Origin of the sequence: Spirosoma agri (assembly GCF_010747415.1) — a bacterium.
Classification (GTDB): domain Bacteria; phylum Bacteroidota; class Bacteroidia; order Cytophagales; family Spirosomataceae; genus Spirosoma; species Spirosoma agri.
In genome coordinates this window covers 705,267-721,392 of sequence record NZ_JAAGNZ010000002.1, presented here as the reverse complement: position 1 = coordinate 721,392, position 16,126 = coordinate 705,267, and the positions used below count along the sequence as shown (strand labels likewise).

15 protein-coding genes are annotated in these 16,126 nt (G+C 50.7%); 6 read left to right on the top strand and 9 right to left on the bottom strand.

All coding sequences use genetic code 11. The annotated features are described in order from the left end of the window. Positions 1 to 28: 28 nt before the first annotated feature. Positions 29 to 1,168 (bottom strand): T9SS type A sorting domain-containing protein, encoded by a 1,140-nt coding sequence (locus tag GK091_RS19690; RefSeq protein ID WP_164041596.1) that lies wholly within the window; start codon positions 1,166 to 1,168, stop codon positions 29 to 31. Positions 1,169 to 1,328: 160 nt separating this feature from the next. Beyond that, positions 1,329 to 2,042 (bottom strand): GNAT family N-acetyltransferase, encoded by a 714-nt coding sequence (locus GK091_RS19685; protein ID WP_164041595.1) that lies wholly within the window; start codon positions 2,040 to 2,042, stop codon positions 1,329 to 1,331. Between the two features lie 366 nt (positions 2,043 to 2,408). On the opposite strand from GK091_RS19685, the gene GK091_RS19680 reads away from it, so the two are divergent. Continuing rightward, positions 2,409 to 3,722, top strand: coding sequence for an MFS transporter (locus GK091_RS19680; protein ID WP_164041594.1), 1,314 nt, complete (start codon positions 2,409 to 2,411; stop codon positions 3,720 to 3,722). Between the two features lie 3 nt (positions 3,723 to 3,725). On the opposite strand, the gene GK091_RS19675 is transcribed toward GK091_RS19680, so the two are convergent. The 5 genes from GK091_RS19675 to GK091_RS19655 all read right to left on the bottom strand — a co-directional run bounded on the left by GK091_RS19675 (position 3,726) and on the right by GK091_RS19655 (position 9,356). Then, positions 3,726 to 4,835, bottom strand: a complete 1,110-nt coding sequence (locus tag GK091_RS19675) for an ABC transporter ATP-binding protein (RefSeq protein WP_164041593.1) — start codon at positions 4,833 to 4,835, stop codon at positions 3,726 to 3,728. A 175-nt stretch (positions 4,836 to 5,010) separates the two neighbouring features. Further along, positions 5,011 to 6,348: a hypothetical protein gene (locus tag GK091_RS19670; RefSeq protein WP_164041592.1), complete on the bottom strand. Its 1,338-nt coding sequence runs from the start codon at positions 6,346 to 6,348 to the stop codon at positions 5,011 to 5,013. 3 nt (positions 6,349 to 6,351) lie between these two features. Further along, positions 6,352 to 7,161, bottom strand: a complete 810-nt coding sequence (locus tag GK091_RS19665; protein ID WP_164041591.1) for a carbohydrate ABC transporter permease — start codon at positions 7,159 to 7,161, stop codon at positions 6,352 to 6,354. Between the two features lie 21 nt (positions 7,162 to 7,182). Beyond that, entirely contained in the window at positions 7,183 to 8,034 is an 852-nt protein-coding gene (locus tag GK091_RS19660; protein ID WP_164041590.1) for a carbohydrate ABC transporter permease, read from the bottom strand. Next, on the bottom strand, positions 8,031 to 9,356 hold the full coding sequence (locus GK091_RS19655) for an extracellular solute-binding protein (RefSeq protein ID WP_164041589.1): 1,326 nt from the start codon (positions 9,354 to 9,356) through the stop codon (positions 8,031 to 8,033). Before GK091_RS19655 ends, GK091_RS19660 begins: the two co-directional genes overlap by 4 nt. Positions 9,357 to 9,557: 201 nt before the next feature. On the opposite strand from GK091_RS19655, the gene GK091_RS19650 reads away from it, so the two are divergent. Further along, on the top strand, positions 9,558 to 11,468 hold the full coding sequence (locus GK091_RS19650) for a DNA polymerase III subunit gamma/tau (RefSeq protein WP_164041588.1): 1,911 nt from the start codon (positions 9,558 to 9,560) through the stop codon (positions 11,466 to 11,468). Between the two features lie 129 nt (positions 11,469 to 11,597). On the opposite strand, the gene GK091_RS19645 is transcribed toward GK091_RS19650, so the two are convergent. Then, the gene (locus GK091_RS19645) at positions 11,598 to 11,981 is read right to left on the bottom strand and encodes a hypothetical protein (protein WP_164041587.1); all 384 of its coding nucleotides are present in this window, start codon (positions 11,979 to 11,981) and stop codon (positions 11,598 to 11,600) included. 447 nt (positions 11,982 to 12,428) lie between these two features. Then, positions 12,429 to 13,535, bottom strand: coding sequence for a tetratricopeptide repeat protein (locus tag GK091_RS19640; RefSeq protein WP_246202326.1), 1,107 nt, complete (start codon positions 13,533 to 13,535; stop codon positions 12,429 to 12,431). 108 nt (positions 13,536 to 13,643) lie between these two features. Here GK091_RS19640 and GK091_RS19635 point away from each other — a divergent pair, with 108 nt between their 5' ends. From GK091_RS19635 to ispF, 4 genes are read left to right on the top strand one after another with little or no spacing between them, the layout of a single operon-like run. After that, positions 13,644 to 14,885 carry a M16 family metallopeptidase gene (locus GK091_RS19635; RefSeq protein ID WP_164041585.1) on the top strand — a complete coding sequence of 414 codons (1,242 nt, stop codon included), beginning with the start codon at positions 13,644 to 13,646 and terminating at the stop codon, positions 14,883 to 14,885. Positions 14,886 to 14,897: 12 nt separating this feature from the next. After that, the gene (locus tag GK091_RS19630; protein ID WP_164041584.1) at positions 14,898 to 15,251 is read left to right on the top strand and encodes a nucleotidyltransferase domain-containing protein; all 354 of its coding nucleotides are present in this window, start codon (positions 14,898 to 14,900) and stop codon (positions 15,249 to 15,251) included. Positions 15,252 to 15,271: 20 nt separating this feature from the next. Then, positions 15,272 to 15,640 (top strand): HEPN domain-containing protein, encoded by a 369-nt coding sequence (locus GK091_RS19625; RefSeq protein ID WP_164041583.1) that lies wholly within the window; start codon positions 15,272 to 15,274, stop codon positions 15,638 to 15,640. Then, positions 15,637 to 16,116 (top strand): 2-C-methyl-D-erythritol 2,4-cyclodiphosphate synthase, encoded by a 480-nt coding sequence (gene ispF / locus GK091_RS19620; protein WP_164041582.1) that lies wholly within the window; start codon positions 15,637 to 15,639, stop codon positions 16,114 to 16,116. Before GK091_RS19625 ends, ispF begins: the two co-directional genes overlap by 4 nt. The last annotated feature ends 10 nt before the right edge of the window (positions 16,117 to 16,126 follow it).

Here is a 16,126-nt window from a genome sequence, read left to right as displayed (position 1 = left end):
CCAGTATGAAATCCATTGGAACAAAGAGTTACAGTTTCAGAAATCGCTGGCGTAACGCTCGGTTGTCGCTCGTTTGCACTTCCAGAATATAGATTCCTGCTGGCAAACCGGATACATTAATTGGGTTCGTTACGTCATTCGACTGAAACACGACACGACCCTGCATTGTGTAAATGATACAATTGATGAGTACGGCATTGCCATTTAGGCGAACAGACAAATCATGGGTAGCTAAATTAAGTGACAGAATCAGTTCGTTTACGCCTGATGAGTATTCATTGAAAACGGCTAACGCTTTGGAATAGCTCGTTTTTCCGTCGGTATCTACCTGTTTAAGCCGGTAGTAGTTCCAGCCTGCCATTGGTGTTTCATCAGTCAACGAGTAATGCTGCTGCGTGAAGCTGGTCCCTTTGCCATCTATCCGACCTATTGTCTGAAATGTACCGAGGTCGGCACTTCGTTCAACGGCAAAATAAGCGTTATTCTGCTCGGTCGACGTCGACCAGGTCACGGCCACGGTCTTCGATGAGGTGTATTGCGCATTGAAAGCATAGTACGTAACGGGCATTGCGCTGTTCGCACCCTGAACGGTTACCATATCGAAGCGATACGTACCGACGGTGCTATAGTTGCCACCACCAGCGGGTACATACGTGTTACCGCTGTTAAACGTAGACACGATACGGAAGCGGGCATTGGCGTTATTATTCAGCGCAGTGACCGAAGAGAAATCGACCGTGTTGCTGTTCACCCAGTTATTACCACCAGCCGCCGAAACCGTGCTGAAATCAACCCAGGTAGTACCGCCGTCCGTCGAGTACTGAACAGTAGCCAGGTTGGCTGCGGCCGTGCTGAAACGGAGATCGAACGAAAGCTTGATGTTTTGCTTACCGACCGTCGACACCTGAACGTCCAGCCCTGCCGTTTTACTGCCAGTTCCCTGAACCGGAAAATTATCCAGATTATAGGCCTGGTCAGCTGTAGTGGCGGGATCAGAACTTCCTGTTCCGCTGGCAATGGCACCCGTTGTTCCGCCAATTGCCGTCACGGCTCCCGAACCCGTAGACGGTACCGTTGTACCGGCATTGAAGTTCCACTGCGTGATAATCTGGCCTTGTGAAGACAACGTCGCCAATAAACAAAGAATAGCTATGTAAAACTGTTTCATGTATAAATAATTTATATAAACTCAAATAAATAAAAAGTATATAAATTAGTAAACAGCAAGAAATAATAAACTCATAAATTGATGATTAACTAAACCTAACGGCACAAAAAAAGCCCTCGGCTTTTGAGACCAAGGGCTTTAAACTGGAATCTATTGATGGTTAAGCCACCGACTCCAATTCACGGTTTGCCTTACGGGAACGCGAACGATCAGTGGGACTCAGGCGAAGTAAAATACGATTCTTGATTCGCATCCACCGCTCATATAGTGAAGACTCTTTCAGAAAATTCCAGTTTTCCGTTTTCTCTTCCTGCTTATGCTCTTCCGGATCATAGAGCATACCTGTGCACAGGCAGTGCTTCCGGTTAGTACGGGTCAGAATATCGAAATTGGCGCAGGTCTGGCACCCTTTCCAGAAAGCATCATCACCCGGTAGCTCACTGAGCGTTACAGGCTGATAACCAAGGTCAGAGTTAATTTTCAGAACGGCCAGACTAGTCGTTATACCAATGATTTTCGCATTGGGAAACATCTTCCGCGACAGCTCGAACGCTTTCGCTTTGATGCGCGTGGCAATGCCACTCTTGCGGTGCTCAGGGTGAACAATAAGGCCGGAGTTCGCGACAAACTTACCGTGTTCCCACGTTTCGATGTAACAAAATCCAACCCAGTCGCCCGATAACGTCATCGCAATGATGGCCTTACCTTCGAGCATTTTTTCCATGACGTAAATGGGTGAGCGCTTGGCGATACCGGTTCCCCGGGCTTTCGCGCTCTCTTCCATTTCATGGCAAATTGTTTCGGCCAGCCGAAGATGGTTCTCATTGGCTACCTGAACAATGTATTGGTCGTTGACTATTTCGGGAGTAATCATCGTCGATTAATGGGGCGGTTAGTTAACCGCAAACGGAGACGGCGTAATCCGTGCTGTTTGTTAAGATGAAAAAACGAGAAAAATGGCGGAAGACGTTTACCACATAGGCAAACACAATGATGTAGTCCTTTCGGACCTAAACCGAAATGGCGTAGTATGGAAGAAGGTCGGTATGTAAACGAGCTTAGCCATTGGTTTTTTGCGCTGAAAACGCGGACAATGTTATAGAGATTATCCGGGTCTTGCAATAGAATAACGGATTTTTTTTAAGATAGTTCGAGAATGGCTAAACATTATTAGCGATCGCTGGGTCATACACGTCTACCCACTAAGCCGACCTTGTCAATTGGTTTACTAGATAACCGTATGCTCACCGCGCCCGCAGCCTCGTACCCATTAACGCTAAGCCAGAGCAGACCATTGCGCTATGCGGTCTTTTTTTACTTATACGTCATGCAGGGTATTCCGGCGGGATTTTCGTTGACAGCCCTGGCAAACTACCTGACCGCCGAGGGGGTAAAACCGTCCGTCATTGGCTCCTTTGCCGCAATCGTCGGCTTACCCTGGGCTTTTCAATTCGTGTGGGGACCTGTTATCGACCGCTATCAACGGTCAGTAATGGGCCGCCGAAAACCCTGGGTGGTCGGCGCACAGTCCATGGCGGTTCTGGCGTCGCTGGGTATCTTGTTCGTGCACGATCCAGTCGCTCAGGTACAGACACTGGCGTGGTTATTTTTCAGTCACAGTATTTTTGCCGCCATTCAGGATGCCAGCGTCGATGCTATGGCTATCACCGTGATACCGAGCGACGAACGGGGTCGGGTCAACGCATTCATGCGCGGGGGTTTTCTGATAGGCACGGGTGTAGGAGCCGCTCTGTTCTCGCAACTCCTGCGCACGTATGGTTTCTTCAGCGCGGCCCTGATTCAATCAGCTTTGCTGCTCCTCCTAACCATTCTGACCTTCTTCATTCGGGAACGGCCCGACGATCAGCTTTTACCATCGTTCTCAACCAGAACGAAAATACCGCTTTCGTCAACAACAGGCACTCGTCAATCCTTATCCGACCCCAGTTTCAGGTGGTTATTTACGGAACTGATCAAAGGCTTATTTGCTAAACGGAGTATGTTATTATTCGGCGCTATAGTCGCAGCCTATGTGAGTATCAGTCTGTTTTCACGCGCGTATAATTATCACCTGATTCAAAAACTTGGCTGGGCGGATACATCTGTGTCGCTTCTGACGGGTACGTATGGGATGCTGGTTGCCACGGTTGCGGCTCTGACAGGGGGCTATATTGCGGATCGTATTGGCCCGCGTCGTCTCCTGCTCATCGTACTGTCGATGGTAGCGGTTTACCTGATCAGTTTCAACCTTATCGACAGCCTGTGGAGCAATTCTTCAGTGTCTCAATCCGGTCTGGTAGCGCTGTATTTTATGGACCCAAGTATCAGTGTAGCGGCTATGCCGGTTCTGATGGCAATTTGTCGGCCAGGCGTCGAAGGATCACAGTTTACGACATACATGGCCTTCGTCAATTTGTCCGATATTGCCGGATCATACCTTACGGGTCACGCGCTGACTTACGTGCAGGCACCAACTATTGGTTTAGTGGCGGGTGGCCTGACCGTCGTCGCCATGTGCGTGGCGCTGTTCACCTTACGACGCTACCCGAACTAGCGATTACCGAATCACCTGCTCCGTTTGCGCATCGAAAAAATGCACCTTGCCGATGTCCCACGATAAGAACACGGACTGGCCAAATTCCAGCTTCGTATCTCCCGGTAGCTTGGCAATGAACCGCCGACGCTCAACGGTAAAATAAGCCAGCACTTCGCTACCCATGTGCTCTATGGCATCGATGGACGTTCTAATTCCAGTCGAATTACGTTCCTGCAAGTCAGCCAACCGCACCCGAATCTGTTCGGCCCGAATACCCATCACCACCTCGCGGCCAATAGGCGACGTCATAAGCGTGTTCCCAGCGGTTTCGAGCGCAACCTGAACTGTGCCTTCTACGCTCTCAAACCGGACAGTGCCCCCTTCCCTCGTAATTCGTCCGGGCAGAAAGTTCATGGGAGGAGTCCCGATAAAACCGGCGACAAACAGATTCACGGGCTGGTTGTAGAGCATCAGCGGTGTGTCATATTGCATAACATCGCCCCCGCGCAGCACAACAATGCGGTCGCCGAGCGTCATTGCCTCTACCTGATCGTGCGTGACGTAAATCATTGTGGCCTGAAGATCGCGGTGGAGTTTCTGTAACTCAATGCGGGTTTGCCCCCGTAGTTTGGCGTCGAGGTTACTCAATGGTTCGTCGAACAGAAACACTTTGGGGTTTCGCACGATGGCCCGGCCAATGGCCACCCGCTGGCGTTGTCCCCCCGACATGTCTTTGGGCTTTCGGTCGAGCAGCGTTTCTATTTCCAGCATGTTAGCCGCCTGCGTAACCCGTTGCCGGATGTCGTCCTTACTCATGTTGCGCAGCTTCAGCCCGAACGCCATATTGTCGTAAACGGTCATGTGCGGATAGAGCGCATAGTTCTGAAACACCATCGCAATGTCGCGGTCTTTCGGTGCCAGATCGTTGATGCGTTGCCCATCAAGCAGTAAGTCACCGTCGGTAATTTCTTCCAGTCCGGCAATCATGCGCAACAATGTCGATTTGCCGCAACCCGATGGGCCAACCAGCACGACAAACTCGCGATCTTTCACGTCGATCGTTACGTCTTTGATCACCCTTGGCCCACCTGCGTAGGCTTTGGCAATGTGACGTAGTATAACCTCTGCCATAATTTCCTTCTTTGTAGAGACGTAATCCCTTACGTCTCCTGTGCGTCAGCAATTTGTACGTCAGCAATGTAGTTACGTCTCCTAGGCGTCAGCAATATGTACGATCAGATTTGACGACGCAGAGATGCGTAGCATGACTATTGCTGACGCACAGGAGACGTAAGGGATTACGTCTCTACTTATATTTTTCCATTGCTTTAACGGCTACCGGGTAACGCTCCAGTCGCTGAAACGCCCATAGCGATTCGATTGTCGATTCGGCTCCGGAATTGCGATTGATTTTTCCGGATGATACGATACCATCGTAACCCCTACCCGTTGCCGGGTCATACATGGGTGTTTTGGCTACATTGTTCCCTAGAAACCAACTCGCCAACCGCCCGGCCAGATCCGCGTATTTAACTTCATTCGTCTGGTCGTACGCTTCGAGGGCGGCCCACACCATCGGTCGAATGCCATAGGCAATCTGCGAAAACTGACTCCGCTTGAACAGTCGACGCTCGTCGCCCGTTTGAATGACCTCAAACGATTCCAGGAAACCCTGTTCAATCAAATACGGATAAAAATAATTGATTTCCTGCCGGGCAACGGCCTGCCACTCCGGTTTGTTGAGACTTTTACCGGCACGCTGTAACGCATAGGCCTGATCACTGGCGTAAGCATGCCAGTTATTTTCGAAACTCAGCATGGCTCCGTACGGAAATTGACCCGGTCCGCCCTGCCGCATGGCCACAATACCGTCGCCAAGCTGATCGATCAGGCCGAGTACAGCCGGTGTAGGGTTCTGCTCGTAGACATTGAGCAGACCCAGGAGCATGATCGCAGCCTGGTCGGAGCCGGAACCGAAGGGCAACCACGTTGGCACCTGAACACCCCGAACCGTCGTAAACGTGCGCGGTTTGTGGCTAAAATCGCGCAGCATAACCTTCAGTAGCTTCTGGTTCGCCAGCTCGATACGGGCCGCCAGTTTTGGCTCTTTTTCGAGAAAATAGGGATACACTTCCGACAAACACCAAAATGCCCGCCACGACCAGAAATTAGGGCTGGCAATACTGGTTCTGAACGTTTTATTGATCGTTTCCGAAGGTCGCTTGTGAAGAAAATTGTAGAAATAACCAGCAGCACTATCCGGCTCCGTCGCCTGAAGTTGCAGCACCATCTCGGTCATTTTTCGTAGTTTCTCCTGCTTGTCGCCATTTGTCGGCAAGTCCGGTTCATGACGTAAAAACAAAGCGGCCCGCGCCACATCATCTACGCAGGTAAATCCCTCATCCGAATCGGCGACGAGACCATAGCCCGGTGCTTCGCTGTAAATGTAAACCGTCCCGACTTCAGTACCATTTGATAGGGTAAAGGGTTGATACAGATGATTAAAGTGTGCAACGTTCACGTAGCGTTTCCCAACCGGAGGTGGGGCAGTAGAACGCTGTCCAGCAAGACGTTGCCCGACCGAATGCTGCCCGGCAAGATCGGTGGCGATGACTGAAAGTAGTAGAAGTATGACGAAGCGCATGGTTTAATCTTTCAACCCCGAAGACGCCATGCTCCGGATAAAGTGTTTTTGAAAAAACAGGTACAACACCACAATGGGTATCGCCAGCAGGACGGCTGCCGCAATTTTGACCCCTAACTGACCTTCTGCCCGGCCACCCACCGAAAACAACGTCACCAGTTGCGGCATGGTCATCGTCGATTCATCGCGGATCACGATCAGGGGCCACAAGGCTTCATTCCAGAGTCCCATAAAGGTCAGGATGGTAATGGTCAGCACCGTTGGCAGGATGTTTGGCACCAGTATCTGAAAAATGATCCGCAACTCATTGCCCCCATCCATTCGGGCGGCATCGATCAGCGCCTGTGGTAAGCTCTGGAATGCCTGCCGGAACAGGAGAATGGACAAGGAGTTCAGCGCAAACGGCACGATGAGCGCCAGATACGTGTCGACCCAGCCAAACCGGACCATCGTGATGTAGTTCGGGATAAGCGTGATCTGGAAGGGCAACGTCATCGTAAAAATGATCAGGTAAAAAATGCCGTTGCGCCCCCTGAAGTCGAGACGGGCCAGCGCATAACCGACCATCGCCCCCGAGACAAGCACCAGTCCCGTTGTCAATACGGCCACGAAAGCACTGTTCACAAACGCCCGGTCGAGCGGAATTTTCGTAAAGACTGTCGCGTAGTTACTCCAGGTGAAGCCTACCGGCAATAGCGTCAGTTCGCTCAAACCACTCTCCGACGACAGCGACGCACTCACCATCCAGATAAAGGGGTAGATGAACGACAGAGCTGCCAACGTAAGAAGTGCATACCGGATAAACGGATTCATAGTTCAGCGTGGCAAAGGCCGTTATAGTTCCTGTTCGACATAGCGTCGCTGAATGATGACGACAAACAGAATGATCAGCGCAAAACAAAACCCCAGCGTGGCCGAATAGCCCATATGGTAATATTGAAAGGCTTGTCTATAGATGTACATCACCGCCGAAAGCGTCGTGTTCATGGGTCCGCCCTGCGTCATAATGTAAGGTTCGACAAAAAGCGAGAAACCGCTGATTGTTGACAGTACGACCACCGTAAAAATCGTAGGGTTGATCATGGGTAATGTGATATACCGAAACTTCTGCCAACTGGAAGCCCCCTCAATATCGGCGGCTTCGTAGTATTGCATCGGCACCGATTGCAGACCGACCAGGAACAGAATGACGTAGAGCCCAACGTTTTTCCAGGTGGCCATGGCCGCAATCGAGTACATGGCAATAGCCGGATCATCGAGCCAGGCCACGCGCGGCAGGGCTATAGCGGTGAGCATTCGGTTCAGTATTCCCGAATTAAAACTGAGCAGTTGCTGCCATAAAATCGTGACCACCACCCCCGATACGATGACAGGCAGAAAGAAAGCCGCCCGAAAAAAGGCCGCGCCAGTAATTGTTCGATTCAGTAATTCGGCCAGTAGCAAGGCCAGTACGATTTGTAGCGGAATATGCACCAGCAGAAAACGAAGGGTGTTCCAGACGGCCTGCCAGAACAACCGGTCTTTCAGCACATGCTCATAGTTGGCGAGTCCAACGTACCTCATGGGTGAAATAATGTTCCAGCTATGGAATGTCAGTATCACCGAAAATACGACCGGAAACGCCACAAACACCGCAAAATGCAGGATGTAGGGTGATACGAGCAAGTAAGGCATCCATTTTTTCATTCGTTCGCCCGTTCACTCGTTAGTAATACATCGACCGCCCGGGCTGCATCGCGAATGGCGGCTTCGGGCGTTTTTTTGTTGAAAAGCACACAGGCCTCGTACTCCTGCGAAATAATGTCGAATACGTCAACGATCACCTCGCAGTTATCGACACCTTTAATGTAGCGCGTCTGCCGGGCAAACGGCAGCAATCGTGGATTCTTGCTCAGAAAACTGGCAAAATACGAATCGGTATCGACATTTTTTCGGCGGGGGAACTGGCCTGTCAATTCCATCAGCCGTCGATCGCCGGGTTTATCGACCAATGTTTTAACGAATTCCCAGGCAGCCTGCGGGTCGCGGCAGGTGTTGAAGAGTACGATGTTTTTTGGGTCACCATATGTGTAAACGGGCCCCCGATGGTCATTGGGCACGGGCATGGCGTACGTGTCGTAGTCGAAACCGGCATCTTTAAATTTTTCAAGAAACCCAACTGTCCACGGGCCGGTAAACTGCGTGGAAATGCGTTGGGCCAGAAACGGATCGCGGGTGGCCGATAGCCGTTCTCGGGCGAAATAATTAGCCTTGTATAAGGTCTGCAAAAACCGGAAAACGTCAACGGCGTAGCGGTTATTGAATGCGGCATGCAGATCACCAGTAGCGTCCGGCGCAATCAGCGGAGCCCCGTTGGAAGCGGCCAGATAAAGCGGATAAAAATTAAACAACCGCTCGTACCAGATCGCTTTGACCTCCGTGTAGCCAAGCCACTGATCGACGTAACCGTCGCCATTCGCATCACGGCTCAACTGCCGGCCCGCATCCAGGTAACCCGCGTACGTATAAGGCGGTTTTGCCCCGTTCAATGCGCTGATCGTGTGTGTGTTACAGACCAGCATGATTGGGTTGACCTTCCACGGCACCTGGTAAATGTGCCCGTCCGACGAGGTGATCTCCCGGATTACGGCACTGTCGCAACGGGCCGTAATAAACTCCCAAAACCCCTTCAGTGTATCCAGAGGAATCAGAACCCCCGCTTTGGCGTACATCTCGACACTGCCCTGCCACATGTTGGCGTAAATATCGGGGGTGGTTTTACCGACTACCGATGCCAGAATGATTTCTTCGCTCGATTGCCCTTCCGGAATAGGCTGATAACGCAGCGGTTTATTGGGTCGTAGTTGCTGCCACTGCTGCACAAATTCCTTCGCAAACGCAATTTCCCCGGCATTATTGGAACACCAGAAGGTCAGCGAACGGTCGGCCAGCGGCTTTTGGGTACAACCTGCCAGCAGCATGCCGAACACACAAATAAATAGCCTCGAAAGCCACCAGGCATTGATCATAGAAGACGACGTAGGGCCACTAATAATACAAATAAACCCATAAACAATCGTATTTGCGCTACGGCGGGCCGATTACTGCCTCATTTGCTAATTACGCAACGAATCGGCCATCCTGCTAAATAGGGGCACATGACCGCATTAATGAACGGAACAGAAGCAATCCTTCGTTTGAAATCCGCCCCCGCCTTGTTAACTTTGAGTATGGAAAATTTCGTGGTCTCGGCCCGCAAGTACCGCCCCGCCACCTTCGACACCGTTGTCGGACAGGAGCACATCACCACCACACTCAAGAACGCAATCAAGACCAATCACTTAGCGTCTGCGTTTCTGTTTTGTGGCCCGCGTGGCGTCGGCAAGACGACCTGCGCCCGTATTCTGGCCAAGACAATCAATTGCCAAAACCTGACCGCCGAAGGCGAAGCCTGCGATACCTGTGAGTCGTGCGTGAGCTTCAACCAGAGCGCGTCGTTCAATATTCACGAACTGGATGCGGCTTCCAACAACTCCGTTGAAGACATCCGCAATCTAATCGATCAGGTTCGGTATCCGCCCCAATCAGGAAAATATAAAATCTACATTATTGACGAGGTGCACATGCTCTCGTCGGCGGCTTTCAATGCGTTCCTGAAAACGCTGGAGGAGCCTCCGGCATACGCTATTTTCATCCTGGCGACGACCGAAAAACACAAGATTCTGCCGACGATTCTATCGCGTTGCCAGATTTTCGATTTCAACCGGATTCAGCCCCAACACATTGCCAGCCATCTGGCCGATATTGCCGCCAAAGAGGGGATCACCGCCGAAAGCGAAGCGCTCGATCTGATCGCTCAAAAGGCCGATGGCGGTCTGCGCGATGCGCTGTCGATGTTTGATCTGAACGTCACTTTTGCAGCAGATCGAATCATTCGGTATAAGGAGGTGCTCGATAACCTGCACATTCTTGATTACGATTATTACTTCAAACTGACAGACCTGCTGCTGGCGGGCAATCTGCCCCAAAGCCTGTTGACGGTGGACGAAATTCTGCGTAAAGGCTTCGATGGTCACCAGTTTGTGGTTGGTCTGTGTCGTCACTTCCGCGATTTGCTGGTTGGTAAAGATGCCGCTACAGTTCAGCTCTTGCAGGTGACCGAAAACGTTCGGCGCCAATACCTCGATCAGTCGGTGCGGGCTCCGATGTCGTTTTTACTATCGGCGTTAAGTCTTGGCGGCCAGTGCGATATGAACTACAAACAGGCCAAAGACCAGCGGCTGCATACCGAACTCTGGTTGATGAAGCTGGCTAATTTGCGCAATCTGCTGAACTGGGATGCGTTGCCAGAGTTTCCGGTCAATGGTTCACAACATCAGGAACGTTTAACTGCCGATCTATCGGGAGACGAAAAAAAAAACAACCAGCCAGCGCCCGTCCCCTCGCAGCAGTCAGCTACTAGCGTCGGCAAACTGATCGAACACCATCCGATGACGAGTGAGCCCGTGAGTACCTACCGGACTACTCCTGTCCCCAACGGTGGCAATGGCACAATAGCTGCGGAAATGACTGCGCCTGCTCATGCTGCCAACAGCGTAGCTACAGCGACTATTACTCCCTCTCCGGTAGAGTCGCAACTAAAACCCAAAATGGCTCCGCCAGCGCGCCCGGCTACCAGTCGGCTCCGGTCGACGATACCACTAACGAGCGGGCCTCTTCAGCCGGTGGCCGATACGGCCGAAGAGGTTATTGTCACAACAGCAGCCCGGCCCGATAAATCATTCAGCCAGGAAGAGTTACAGGATGTATGGGTGACGTTCGCCAAAATTCGACACAGCCAATATGACTCGGCTACCGAGCAGTTGGTGCTGAACCGCGAATTAACCCTCGATGGGACGACCATCCATATAACGCTTGACAACACGTTGCAAGTGGGTTACCTCACCGACCTCAAACCAGAACTGCTGGGGTATTTGCGCAACGAACTTCAGAACAGCCGCATACAGCTTGACCATACCGTCACGGTGCAGGAGGTCAAGAAGATGATCTACAGTTCGCAGGACAAGTTCAATTACATGGCGGAGAAAAATCCGGCCCTCCATGAACTCCGCAAAGTACTTAATCTGGAAGTTGATTATTGACCACCATGAGCTTACCCGGGGATTGGCACGAATCCCTGATCACGTACGGGAACTGGAAGAAATCTCATCAAAGCATCACATAATGAGCGAATCACCTCATTATGTGATGCATACGGTCAAGAAACGAACCTAGGACGCGGGCAGGGTGGCCAAATAAAGCCGGGTCTGCGCCTGGTGATTCAGCTGTTTTAGCCGCATCGTATGGCTCTTTAATTGGTCGAAGCTCGCAATGGACTTCGTACGCGTATCACACTGCTCAATATCGTTCGACAACCTTTTCAACTCACGCGTCATTGTCGCCTGCAATGTAATAACAGCATTCACCGGGCACTGACCGACATAGCTTACGGCGTTTGCTGCGCTCGTTTGTTCGAGTACCCGTTCCCGAATACCACACTCCAGCTGCTTATAGCATTGCTGAAAGTTGAAAATCTCTTTCAACCAGTCGGTTAAAACACCATCGGGGTTAAATTCATTATCGGTTGAATCAATCAGTAATGGAGTAATGTTCATTGTTACCAGTTAACGTTAAAAAAAGAGGAAAATCCTAGTACGTTGTAGCAGCGATGTAGGACGTATTATGCCAGTTGATCAGTCCATTTATTTGTGATAACCCACGTTCTGGCCCACTCACTTGTTTGGACATATTTTTTCGGCTCAGGCCACTATTTTATTTACAAACGGCTCAATTTGTGGACGCAACTTCTCAGCTGGACAGACTATTTGATCTGTTCTGGCTTCTGAACCAAGCGAATAGGCCGTCCTCGTTTAAGAACATCTCGAAAAATTTCAGTATCAATTACCGAACCAAACTCGCCCGACCCAAAATGGGTATATACGGACTCCTATGAAAGAGGTTGTTCGCTGAGCGGTGCTTTATACGCCGTATCTTGGAGATACGGCGTATAAAGCACCGCTCAGCGAACAACCTGACGCACACACGCAATAGACTATCTGCAATCACTTGTACGCTTTGGCTTCCCGCACCAGCGATTTGTACTCACCAACGGCAAGTGCTTTTTTGTAGTACATTTTAGCCCGATTCGGATCGTTGGCGCGGGCGGCAATCCGGGCAATTCCCGAATAGTCGAATGCGTGATACTCTTTGGTATACGATTCACTGAACGGCAATTTGAGCCCGGCCTCGTAAAATTGTAGGGCCTCCTTATCGTCTTTGTCGGCATACTCGGCCAGCATTCCCTCAAATGTGTTGACCGCCAGCGGCACGAGCTTATTCGACATTTGCTTCAGCCGCTGCACGTACGGACGCGCTTCGGCGTAGCGACCCGACAGCAGCAGTGCTTCGGCGTTGATCATCCCAAACAGGGGGTTATTAGGGTATTTATCAGCCAGGTATTTTGTGTAAACAGCGGCCTTACTGGGGCTCATTTCGTGTTTCAGATAAATGTGAGCCAGGTAATAATTAGCGCCTACCCGCATGAACGCCCCTTTTCTGGCAGCCATATCCATTTGTTTCAAACCTTGCGCCATATCACCATCCTGAAAGAAAAACATGAATGGTCGCACAATCGAATGATCCATGGGGTAGCGTTCGATGTAATAATTATACAGCCCCGACGTGAAATGAAAATCCGGATTTTTGTTGGCCAGATCGAATCCCGTTCTCAGAAAATTATACGCTTTTTTCGACTCACCAACGGCTTTCAACGACTCACCTTTATTGTTGTATAAGGAGGCTAAATAACTGTGGGCAGTCAAGGCGAAAAAGACGCCTTCCGGATCATTTTCGTTCTTGTCAAGCATCTTTTTAGCCAGATCAAGCCCTTGATTGGCCGCCTGAATAAACTGGGCCGTCGCGGCTTTATTTTCATGAAGCGGCAGGTACTGCAACTCCAGTTGGGTAGCCCGCAGAATGGGACTGATCGGATGCTGGGGATAGCGGGTCTGAATCTGCCGAATCAACACATCGGCTTCTGTAAACTCGAAATTATAGATCAGGTCAAGCGTTTTAAGAACAGTTTGTTGCAGACCCGACTCGGTCAGTGCCTGTGCACGAGCCAACACTGACAGACAGAGAAAACTAAGCAGAAAAAAGATATTTTTCAAGATCAATACAGTTGGAGTCCAGAACCAGCGTTTGATTCTATACTAGGAGGACCGTACTTTTGTTAACGGCGTATTATCTAACGAGGGCTATACGCAAAAGTTTTATCCATGATTCATTACGAACAGTTTGTGCTCGACAATGGCCTTCGGGTGTTTGTCCATGAAGATGCATCCACGCCGATTGCGGCTGTTAATATTCTATATAATGTTGGCTCCCGCGATGAAGACCCGTCCCGCACGGGTTTTGCTCATTTGTTCGAGCATCTGATGTTCGGCGGATCGCGCCATATACCGAGTTACGACGAGCCGTTACAGAAGGTTGGTGGCGAAAACAATGCCTTCACCAGCCCTGATATCACGAACTACTACATCACCCTGCCGGCTGCTAACCTGGAAACGGCCTTCTGGCTCGAATCAGATCGGATGCTGGGCCTTTCTTTCGATCCGCAGGTGCTTGATGTTCAACAGAAAGTAGTCATCGAAGAATTCAAGCAGCGATATCTGAACCAGCCTTACGGCGATGTGTGGCTCAAGCTACGGCCGCTGACGTACCAGCAGCACCCTTACCGTTGGGCAACAATTGGTAAAGACATTAGCCATATCGAAGAAGCTACGCTGGATGATGTGAAGTCGTTTTTCTATAAATACTACCTGCCAAACAACGCCATTCTGGTGGTGGCAGGTAACGTCACGGTCGAACAGGTAAAGCAATTGTGCGCCAAGTGGTTCGAGCCAATTCCGGCGGGGGAACAGTACATTCGGCAACTGCCGGTAGAACCCGTTCAGACCGCAGCCCGCAAGCTGGAAACCTCGGCAAAAGTGCCGCTCGATGGGCTTTATAAAGCCTACCATATGCCGGGCCGATTCGATGCTAATTTCTACCGTACGGACCTCCTCAGCGATATGCTTGGCCGGAGCAAATCGTCCCGGTTATACCAGCAGCTACTTCGCGACAACCCACTGTTCAGCAATGTCGGTGCGTACCTGACCTCGTCTATTGACCCCGGCCTGCTGGTTGTTCAGGGCACGCTGAACGCGGGCGTGACGCTCGAAGAAGCCGATGCTGCGGTAGAAGCTATTTTACAGGAATTTGTTGAGCAGGCCGTGCCGGACGATGAACTGGCGAAGGTGAAAAATCAGGCCGAAGCAACACTTGCGTTCTCGGAAGTCGAATTGCTGAACCGGGCTATGAACCTCGCCTTTGCCGCCAACGCGGGCGATCCCGACCTCGTCAATCAGGAAGCGGCTCTTATCCAGTCCGTCAACCCCGACGATGTACAGGCCAGTGCCCGTGAGGTATTACGCAAAGAAAACAGTTCGACGCTTTATTATCGGCGGGCCGAAGCCTAATCTACCACTGGTATGGAAACGATCTATCAACCCAAAGCCCTCACCCCCGACGAGTTAAAGAAGTTATCGGGGGAAGTAAAACGCGCCCTTACCGATTTATACGGTGATCGACTTGACCGGATCATCCTGTTCGGGTCCTACGCACGGGGCGATTTCCATGCCGAATCCGATGTCGACTACATGGTGGTGCTAAAGGACGAAGAAATTAAAGCAGGCAACGAAATCAGGTGCATGGTTGATCGTATTTATGATTTATCGGATGATCACCACGCACTCGTATCGGTTAAACCGACTTCATTGACCAAGTACTTACAATCGAACCTGTTTCTTTATCAGAATGTCCGGCGCGAGGGCTTGCTTATATGAATGAAAATGTGTCGGCTTACATGCTTCTGGCGGAACAATGTCTGAAAGATGCTCAATCTTTATTCAGAAACGAAAGTTACAGGAGTGCCGCCGGTCGTGCTTATTATGCTTACTTTGATGCAGTTAGAGCCTTACTTGCCAGCAAAAATATAGCTGTAAAATCACATTCGGCGATCAGGATGTTATTCGGTGAGCATTTCGTTCAGGAGGGGCACTTCGACAAAAAAGATGCGAAGGATTTCCATCGACTGTTTCAATTACGCCAGGATAGTGACTACGAAATAGACGAAGATGTTTCGGAGATTGATGCGCTTGATGCTGTTGACACAGCCACCGAATTTCTTCTTCAAACCGAAGCTTATCTTCGCCAAAATGGTTTTGCCTCATGAAAATACGAGTTGGTCAGGGATACGACGTTCACCGGCTGGAAGTGGGAAGACCCTTCTGGCTGGGTGGCATTCAGATTCCGAGTACATTTGGTCCCGTTGGTCATTCCGACGCCGATGTGGTATGCCATGTGTTGTGCGATGCGCTGTTGGGAGCGGCTAATATGCGTAACATTGGCTATCATTTTTCCGACAAAGATCCGCGCTGGAAAGGCGTAGACAGTAAATTATTGCTGGCCGAAGTGCTCCAGATGGTGCGTGAAGCCGGGTATGACGTATCGAACGTTGACGTGACGGTCGTACTACAGGAGCCAAAACTGAATCCTCACATTCCAGCCATGAAAACCTGTCTGGCGGGCGTAATGGCTATCCCCGAAGATGATATTTCTATCAAAGCGACCACGTCCGAACACATTGGGTTCGTGGGACGGGGTGAAGGTATTGCGGCTCATTGTGTGGCCCTTATCGTTAAGGATTAGTTTATGAACT